The sequence below is a fragment of the bacterium genome, assembly GCA_035370465.1.
GTDB lineage: Bacteria > Ratteibacteria > UBA8468 > B48-G9 > JAFGKM01 > JAGGVW01.
The window spans coordinates 1-8,797 of sequence record DAOOVW010000061.1 but is presented as its reverse complement, the minus strand read 5'-3'; the positions used below and the strand labels follow the sequence as shown (position 1 = coordinate 8,797).

The window sequence follows — 8,797 nt, the reverse complement described above, 5'->3', positions numbered from 1 at the left end:
CATACGAACCAGCCCTACGCAGAAGTGCTAAGTTGGGCTTACGGGGTTTAATAAAATCCATCCCGACCTTCCCTTTATAAGGGAAGGAGAAAAACTTCCCCCTTTAGTAAACCGACTAAAGTAGCGGGGGTTAGCAAAGCAGAGTTGGTGCCGTAATGTATTTCAATAGGTACAACGGGGATTGAGGAGGATTTCATCCTTCTCCCCGCTGGGGAGAAGGTAGGGATGAGGGGGGATTTAATGTTCCCCTCTTTTATAAACCGACTGAAGTTGCTTACCTTGTTTCTCAGAGTTGGTGCGTTATCGTCTTCCAGATAGCACAACGGGAGTGAATTTAATTAGCCAATTTTGGCAGTATCAGTAAGTGATAGAGGAGGAGAAAAATGGAAGAATATATGTATACTGTTATAATAGAAAGAGAGCAAGAAGGTGGGTACCATGCTTTTTGCCCTATTTTACAGGGATGTCACACGCAAGGGGAGACATATGAGGAAACACTTGAAAATATAAAGGATGCAATAAAACTTTATATCGAATCTCTTAAAAGTCATAATGAGACAATACCAGTAGAAGATGATATTTCTATTAAATTAGCAAAGGTAACCTTGTGAGTATTTTACCAATTGTGAAACCAAAAGATGTAATTAGAGTTGCTATAAAATTAGGTTTTGTCTTTGATAGACAATCTGGAAGTCATGCTGTTTATTATAGAAAAAAAGACAAAAGGAGAGTTGTAATTCCTATACATTCAAAGGATATGAAGAAAAAAACATTATCTGGAATTATAAGAGATATGGGAATAAAAATAGAGGAATTTAAAAAATTGCTTTGAATGAAGTTGACATATATTTTTGCTATGCACTTGGAAAATAGAATGATAGAGGAGGAGAAAAATGGAAGAAATTATAAAAATTTTGAAGGAAAGAAGAAGTATAAGGAAATATCAAAAAAAGGAAGTCCCAGAAGATATTATTAAAGAAATAATTGATTGTGCGAGATTTGCACCAACTGCTGTAAATGTTCAGCCATGGGAATTTATTGTTGTGAAAGAAGAAAAGAGAAGAAACGAAATTGCAAATATAACTGATTATGGGAAATTTATTGCAGATGCCCCTGTTTGTGTTGCTGTTTTTTGTAAAGATACAAAATATTATTTAGAAGATGGGTCAGCAGCCACAACATATATTTTACTTGCTGCAAAAGGTTTTGGACTTGGAAGTTGTTGGATAGCAGGTGATAAAAAACATTACGCTGAAAAAATAAGAGAATATTTAGAAGTACCAACTGGATATAAACTTGTATCACTGATTTCAATTGGTTATCCAGCAGAAAGTCCTAAAAAAGAGAAAAGACCATTGAATGAAGTTCTCCATAAAGAAAAATGGTCATAAAAAAAATATTTCTATTTATTTTTCTTGTTTCATCTTTTGTTTTTTCTACTTCATATAATTGGCAAAATGCTCCTTCTTATGAAGAAAAACCAATTTTGAAATTTGCTCTTATAACAGATACTCATTGCACTTGTCAAGGAGAATTTAAAAAAGAACCAAAACATATTATTCAAATAGGACCTTATAGAGTTCACTGGAAAAACTCCTATTATTCTTTTTCAATTGTTGAAAAAACCATAAAATACATTGGAAATAATGTAAAACCAGATTTTATAATTCACTGTGGAGATATAACAGAGTATGGAAAAAAAGAAGATATGGAGGAAGTAAAAAAAATTCTTGATAATTCAACAATTCCTTATTATGTTGTAATGGGAGACCATGATGTTGTTGGGAAGAATAATTTCAAAGATGTATTTGGGGAAAAATATTATTCATTTGATTTTAATAATTGGCATTTTATAATAATTGGTATTTTCCCATCTGATGAAGAAATATCTTATCTTAAAAATGATTTAAAAGAGAATTCTCAAAAACCAACAATAATTGCAACTCATAGATTACTTATATGTGATAGATTTACAAAATTTCTTGTAAAGAATTTTACTCATAATACACCTTTATTGATGCCAAAAGCAAATGAAATTCTATCTATTATAAAAGAGTTTCCACAGGTAAAAATTGTGTTATCAGGACATATACATTCAAATCTTCATTATAAAGAAAACAATATCCATTTTATTTCAACTTCTTCCTTAATTGAACCACCTTACCAATTCAGAAATTTTGTTGTTTATAAAGATAAAATTTTTGTCCAGACATATATATCAAAAAACATCAACTCCTTATTAAATGGAGAATGGGCTGTCTTTAATGAAGAAATTATTTACTTAAAATGAGAAAAAAAATTATAAATTTGGTTCTTTTTGGGATAGCAATGGGATATTTAGAGGCAGCAGTTGTTTATTATTTAAGAGAAATTTATTGCCCTTCTGGGTTCTTCTTCCCATTCCCAATGCCCCCAGTAAAACTATATTTAGTTGAACTTGGAAGAGAACTTTCTACAATAGTTATGTTAACTACAATGAGTTATCTTATTGGAAAAGGCGTTGAAATTTTAGGGTGTTTTTGTATTTTATTTGGTTTATGGGATATTTTTTATTATGTATTCCTTTATGTCCTTTTAAAATGGCCTTCATCATTATTTACCTGGGATATCCTTTTTTCAATTCCTGTTTCATGGGCATCTCCTGTAATATGCCCTGTTTTAGTTTCTATTCTTATGATTGTTTTCGGAGTAATGATATTGATAATTAAAGATAAAAAAGAAAAAATTATTATTTTGAATAGAGAGAAAATTTTGTTTATATTAAGTTTATTTTTTATTTTTATTTCTTTTACAATTGATGCTTTCATAAATCCCAAAATATATCTCTCTGTGAAACCAGAAAATTTTCATTGGGGATTTTTTTCTACTGGGGTTATTTTTTTTATTATTGTTCTTTATAATATATATAAAGAAAATAGAACCAAGAATAAGAGATTCTCACCCTGACCCTCACCTTCCCTTCCCCTCTACAAAGATAGACGGGCATGCCTTATTAAGGGAAGGAGATAAATTTCCCCCTCACCCCAGCCCCTCGGGCGTAGCCCTACGGGCGAGCCTCTCCCCAGCGGGGAGAGGGGAGAAGGAGAGAGGGGGATTTCATCCTTCTCCCCGTTGGGGAGAAGGCGGGGATGAGGGGAGATTGTTCTACACAGGCAGTTTAAAATATAGCATACGAACCAGCCCTACGCAGAAGTGCTAAGTTGGGCTTACGGGGTTTAATAAATCCAGCCCCTCGGGCGTAGCCCTACGGGCGAGCCCCCCTTCCCTCGGCCGTAGCCTGTAGGCTACAGCCTACGGGCGAGGCCTTTATAAAAGGAAGGGATTTATTGTAATTTCCCCTTTTGTAAAACGACTAAGGAAGGTAGGCATGGCAAAGCAGAGTTGGTGCTTGTTCCCCAAAATTCTCCCTTTATAAAAGGGAGATTAAGAGGGATTTAATAACTACAACGGGGATAAAGGGAGATTTTGAGGGGGAGATTTTATCCTTCTCCCCAGCGGGGAGAAGGTGGGGATGAGGGGGGATTTTGAGAGAATAAAAAATTTACCTCCAAGTAGAAAAAAACATTGAAAAAAGTAAATAAGAAGTAAAAAAATGGTGAAAAAGAAAAATAAATATGGTAAAATAAATATGGGCGAAAAGCAAAATGAAAAATTATAAAAATGGATTTACTCTTCTTGAAATGGTCATTTCTATATTTTTAATTGCTATTGTTATAGGAATAGTTTTACTTTTAATGTCATCAAATATGAATGTTGTAAATAAAGCAAATGAAATAATGATAGCAAATGCTCTTTCTCAATATAGTATTGAAGAAGTTAAAAATTTTGAATTTCCTCCTGTTTATAGTGATAGATGGGGTGAACAGAAACCGGAGGAGTACGGGAAAATAGTTGATGAAATTGAGGATGAAAATTCAATTAATATTGGAACAGGAACTGATTTTACTCCTCCTGAATTTCAGGATAGATTTAAAATTGAAAGATATGTAATTGGATATGGTAATGACACTTCTACACCCCTATCTAACTGGGCGACTTCTCCTGATTATGACAAAGCGATGGGTTTAAGAGTTATTGTTTATGTTTTAAGAAGAAAAGGGAATGCGGTTTTATCAAGAAGAGAAATTTATATTTCAAGAAATGGGTTGTTTTAAAGGGAGAAATCCATCCCCTCGCGCATAGCCCAGAGAAATTCTGTGGACCCTACGGGCGAGCCTACCTTCCTTTTGGAAAGGAAGGAGTTGATTTTTTTGAAAGGAAAGCAATAGTTTAAGAGAGGCAAAATATGAAAAAAAGTAAGGTTGGAAATGGATTTACTCTTATTGAAATTTTGATTTCTATGTTTATTCTTGTCATTATTTTTGGTCTTATAACTGTTCTTTTTGCTAGAGCGTCAACAGTAAGAAAAATTGTTGTTGCACATAGTGAAATTCAACAAACACTTTCTCAAATGATGGATACAATTGTTCATGGTAAAAGAGGTGGTTGGGGACTTGCTGATGCATCTTGTATAAGGTCAATTACTCTTAATGAGGGAACTTATGATGATACATGTGTTTCTTATAATACCCTTGTTGCTTATAATGAAACACAAAATGAAACAATGATTGTTAGAATTGCAAGTGAAAGAGAACTTACTGATGAAGGAGATAATACAAAAACTTTATGGGTTGGTTGGTATTCTGACCCATTACCACCAGATGCCTCCAATTTTTATAATGAAGAAGCACTAATTGATATAAATAATAAAGTAGAACTTGTTGTTAATAATGATGAGCCAGAAAATACAAGATATTCAAATTTTACTTATTATGATAGCAGAGGCAGAGATATTATTACAGGGGAATTGGACACTGAGACAACGCTTGTAAAAATAGTTCTTTCTGCTAAATCAAAAGACCCTGGATTAAAAAACAAGGCACCAGTTGTTTTACAAACAGCAATAAAATTAAAAAATGCTCTTCCTTTTTAACCTTCCTGTTAACTTACGAAGTTAACAAGTTTTTGAAAATCAATAACTTACATTACTTCTCTAAATATATTCTCCCTTCTGTTAGAACCTAAAATCCCGTTTTTTTATAACTATGAAAAAATTTAAAGAATTCACATTTTGAAAGGGGTTTATACTATTTTCCTAAACTCCCATATTTTTGGACACTAAGATATTCATACTGTTTTTACATCAAATATATAATAGAAATTAATACCCCCCTCACCCTTCCCCTCGTCCGTAGGGTCCTCGCTTTTGGCTTACGGAGCCTGTGGACTACGCCCGAGTGATTTAAGGTGAGGGGAAAATATTTTTACTGTATGTATATTGTCAAATTGGTATTAACTGCATAATTATTAAAATTTGCGGGACTTTCTGTTAATTAAAATTGTAAATTGAATATATCCCATTATTTATATTTTGAGGGTAAAATAATAAATTATGGAACCAAAATTTATAAGTATTAGAGGAGCAAGAGAACATAATCTAAAAAATATAAATATAGACATCCCAAGGAATAATTTAGTAGTAATAACCGGTGTTTCTGGTTCTGGTAAGTCATCCCTTGCTTATGATACCTTATATGCAGAAGGACAGAGAAGGTATATTGAAAGTTTATCTACTTATGCAAGACAATTTTTAGAGCAGATGAAGAAACCAGATGTTGACCATATTTTTGGACTTCCACCTGCAATTGCAATTGAACAGAGAAAAGCCGCCTCAAATCCAAGGTCCATTGTTGCAACAACAACTGAAATTTATGATTATATGAGATTACTTTTTGCGAGAATTGGGATACCTCATTGTCCAGCATGTGGAAAAATTATTTCAAGACAGTCATCTTCCGAAATTATTGATAATATTCTATCTTTTCCACCTACAAAAGAAGTGAAAATTTTAGCGCCTGTTGTAAGAGGAAGAAAAGGAGAGTATGTCAAAGTTTTTGACGAAATTAAGAAAAGTGGTTTTCTTATGGTAAGAGTTGATGGAAAATATTATGAAGTTGATGAAAAAATAAAACTTGAAAAATACAAAATCCATAATATAGAAGTTCTTATTGACCAGTTTATTATAGGAGAAGAAGAAAGAAGTAGGGTAGCAGAAAGTGTTGAAATGGGATTGAAAGTTGGGAAAGGTGTAATTATAGTTGATGATGGGCAGAAGGAAGTTTTTTTCAATGAGAATTTTGGATGCGTTAAATGTGGAATAAGTTTTGAAGAACTTTCACCAAGGATGTTTTCTTTTAATAGTCCTTATGGAACATGTCCTGAATGTAAAGGATTGGGGTTTTTAATGAGAATTGACCCTGACCTTGTAATACCTGATAAAAATAAGACATTTAGAAAAGGAGCAATAAGACCATGGCATGAAACAGGTGGTAGAGGTATTTTTTTGTATTACAGAAGTTTGTTAAGGGAATTACTTTATCAATTTAATAAGGGTCTTGATGATAGTCCTTCTGACTTAACAGAAGAACAACTTAATATTTTGCTTTATGGTTCTGATGAATATAATTTTGAAGGAGTTATTCCAAATTTAGAGCGACTTTTTAAGCAAACAGAAAGTGAAAGAAGAAAAGAAGAAATAATGAAATATATAAGAGAAATAAAATGCCCTGTTTGTAATGGGGGAAGGTTGAGAAAAGAGGCGTTGTCTGTAACTGTTGGGGGAAAATCAATAATGGATATAACTTCTATGAGTGTAAAGGGAGTAAAGGAATTTTTTAATACCTTAAAATTAAATGAAAGAGAAAAAATGATAGCAAAACAGATATTAAAAGAAATAATAAGCAGATTAAATTTTATGGAAGAAGTTGGACTTGATTATTTGACACTTGACAGGATGACTCATACTTTATCTGGTGGAGAAGTTGAAAGAATTCGTCTTGCAACTCAAATTGGTTCAGGACTTGTAGGAGTTGCTTATATTCTTGATGAGCCAACAATAGGACTTCATCAAAGAGATAATTTAAGATTGATAAATACATTGAAATCATTAAGAGACCTTGGCAATACAGTTGTAGTTATAGAGCATGATGAAGAAATGATGAAAAATGCTGATTGGGTTGTTGACCTTGGACCAGGAGCAGGTATTCATGGCGGATATGTTGTTGCAGAAGGAAAAGTAGATGATATTATAAAGGTTAAAAATTCAATTACTGGAAAATTCCTTTCAGGAGAAAGGGAAATTACTTTACCTTCCAAAAGAAGAAAACCAACAGGAAAAAGGATAAAAATCATTGGAGCAAAACATAATAATCTTAAAAATATAAATGTTGAAATTCCATTGGGGCTATTTGTTTGTGTTACAGGTGTTTCTGGCTCAGGGAAAAGTAGTTTAATAGAAGATGTTTTGTATAATGCATTAAGAAAAATTTTATATAAATCAAAAGAAGAGCCAGGTGAACATGATGCAATTTTAGGTATTGAATATATAAATAAAGTTGTTGAAATTGACCAATCACCAATAGGAAGAACTCCAAGGTCAAATCCAGCAACATATACAGGCGCGTTTACCTATATAAGAGAAATTTTTGCAAATACAGAAGAAGCAAGAATCAGAGGGTATAAACCAGGAAGATTCAGTTTCAATGTTAAAGGTGGAAGATGTGAGGCATGCATAGGTGAAGGTATAACAAAAATAGAGATGCATTTTTTACCTGATATTTATATTCCATGTGAAGTATGTAAAGGGACAAGGTATAACAAAGAAACGCTTGAAATAAAATATAAAGGGAAAAATATAGCAGAAATTCTTGATATGAAAGTAGAAGAAAGTGTTGAGTTTTTTAAAAATTTTCCTCATCTGAAAAATAAATTACAAACACTTTATGATGTTGGACTTGGTTATATTTCATTAGGACAACCAGCAACGACTTTATCAGGTGGAGAAGCACAAAGAATTAAACTTGCAGCAGAACTTTCAAGAAAAGGGAATGAAAGGACTATTTATATTCTTGATGAACCAACCGTTGGACTTCATTTAGCAGATATAGAAAAACTTCTTGGTGTTTTGAATAGATTGGTTGAAAAAGGGTCAAGTGTTATTGTAATTGAACATAATTTAGAGGTTATAAAGTATGCTGATTGGCTCATAGACCTTGGACCTGAAGGAGGAGATAAAGGTGGATATGTAATTGCACAAGGACCGCCAGAAAAAATTGCCAAAAACCCAAAATCATATACAGGAAAGTTTTTGAAAGAAAAACTTTAAGTTTTTAGTCAACTGCTTTGACTGAAAAGGCACCTCTCACCTATTCTCTCCCAAAGGGGAACTATCCCTTACCCATAAGTTCTCTCTTTTAGTTCTCCCCTTTAACAAACCGACTGAAGAAGCAAAGGGTAGCAAAGCAGAGTTGGTGCCGTTATGTATTTCAATAGGCACAACGGGGATTGAGGGGGATTTATTTCCTTCTCCCCGTTGGGGAGAAGGCGGGGATGAGGGGGGATTTTAAGAAAGAATAAGATAAAAGGGCCTGGTTCTCTCCGAAGGCTCGCCCGTTGGGCTACGCCCAGAGGGGTCCTTTGGATGTGAGAACCGGGTCCTTGAAAAAATAAGGTAAGGGCATTTTTATAAATCCATCCCGACCTTCCCTTTATAAGGGAAGGAGAGATGCTTCCCCCTTTGAAAAACCGACTAAGGAAGCAAAGGGTAGCAAAGCAGAGTTGGTGCGTCATCCAAAAATACTCCCCTCTTTTATAAAGAGGGGCAGAGGGAGATTTTAAGAAGTGGATTTGTATAGATAGCACAACGGGGATTGAGGGGGATTTATTTCCTTCTCCCCGTTGGGGAGAAGGCGGGGATGAG

At 33.6% G+C, this 8,797-nt stretch carries 8 protein-coding genes; all 8 read left to right on the top strand.

What is annotated here, in order from left to right; genetic code table 11:
* Positions 1-383 precede the first annotated feature (383 nt).
* The 8 genes from PLW95_07405 to uvrA all read left to right on the top strand — a co-directional run bounded on the left by PLW95_07405 (position 384) and on the right by uvrA (position 8,203).
* Positions 384-611 (top strand): type II toxin-antitoxin system HicB family antitoxin, encoded by a 228-nt coding sequence (locus PLW95_07405; protein ID HOV22480.1) that lies wholly within the window; start codon positions 384-386, stop codon positions 609-611.
* Positions 608-832, top strand: a complete 225-nt coding sequence (locus PLW95_07400) for a type II toxin-antitoxin system HicA family toxin (protein ID HOV22479.1) — start codon at positions 608-610, stop codon at positions 830-832. Before PLW95_07405 ends, PLW95_07400 begins: the two co-directional genes overlap by 4 nt.
* Before the next feature lie 61 nt (positions 833-893).
* A complete protein-coding gene (locus PLW95_07395) occupies positions 894-1,391 on the top strand; it encodes a nitroreductase family protein (protein ID HOV22478.1) in 498 nt (165 codons plus the stop codon).
* A complete protein-coding gene (locus tag PLW95_07390; GenBank protein ID HOV22477.1) occupies positions 1,382-2,290 on the top strand; it encodes a metallophosphoesterase in 909 nt (302 codons plus the stop codon). The genes PLW95_07395 and PLW95_07390 overlap by 10 nt, the downstream gene beginning before the upstream one ends.
* Positions 2,287-2,946 (top strand): hypothetical protein, encoded by a 660-nt coding sequence (locus PLW95_07385; protein HOV22476.1) that lies wholly within the window; start codon positions 2,287-2,289, stop codon positions 2,944-2,946. Before PLW95_07390 ends, PLW95_07385 begins: the two co-directional genes overlap by 4 nt.
* A gap of 698 nt (positions 2,947-3,644) precedes the next feature.
* On the top strand, positions 3,645-4,154 hold the full coding sequence (locus PLW95_07380) for a type II secretion system protein (GenBank protein HOV22475.1): 510 nt from the start codon (positions 3,645-3,647) through the stop codon (positions 4,152-4,154).
* Positions 4,155-4,285: 131 nt separating this feature from the next.
* Positions 4,286-4,972 (top strand): prepilin-type N-terminal cleavage/methylation domain-containing protein, encoded by a 687-nt coding sequence (locus PLW95_07375; GenBank protein HOV22474.1) that lies wholly within the window; start codon positions 4,286-4,288, stop codon positions 4,970-4,972.
* A gap of 459 nt (positions 4,973-5,431) precedes the next feature.
* Positions 5,432-8,203, top strand: a complete 2,772-nt coding sequence (gene uvrA / locus PLW95_07370) for an excinuclease ABC subunit UvrA (protein ID HOV22473.1) — start codon at positions 5,432-5,434, stop codon at positions 8,201-8,203.
* Positions 8,204-8,797 lie beyond the last annotated feature (594 nt).

What these genes read in the sequence shown, in the direction of transcription:
- PLW95_07405 (HOV22480.1), top strand. Translation starts at nt 384, where the DNA reads ATGGAAGAATATATGTATACTGTTATAATAGAAAGAGAGCAAGAAGGT.
- PLW95_07395 (HOV22478.1), top strand. Translation starts at nt 894, where the DNA reads ATGGAAGAAATTATAAAAATTTTGAAGGAAAGAAGAAGTATAAGGAAA.
- PLW95_07390 (HOV22477.1), top strand. Translation starts at nt 1,382, where the DNA reads ATGGTCATAAAAAAAATATTTCTATTTATTTTTCTTGTTTCATCTTTT.
- PLW95_07385 (HOV22476.1), top strand. Translation starts at nt 2,287, where the DNA reads ATGAGAAAAAAAATTATAAATTTGGTTCTTTTTGGGATAGCAATGGGA.
- PLW95_07380 (HOV22475.1), top strand. Translation starts at nt 3,645, where the DNA reads ATGAAAAATTATAAAAATGGATTTACTCTTCTTGAAATGGTCATTTCT.
- PLW95_07375 (HOV22474.1), top strand. Translation starts at nt 4,286, where the DNA reads ATGAAAAAAAGTAAGGTTGGAAATGGATTTACTCTTATTGAAATTTTG.
- uvrA (HOV22473.1), top strand. Translation starts at nt 5,432, where the DNA reads ATGGAACCAAAATTTATAAGTATTAGAGGAGCAAGAGAACATAATCTA.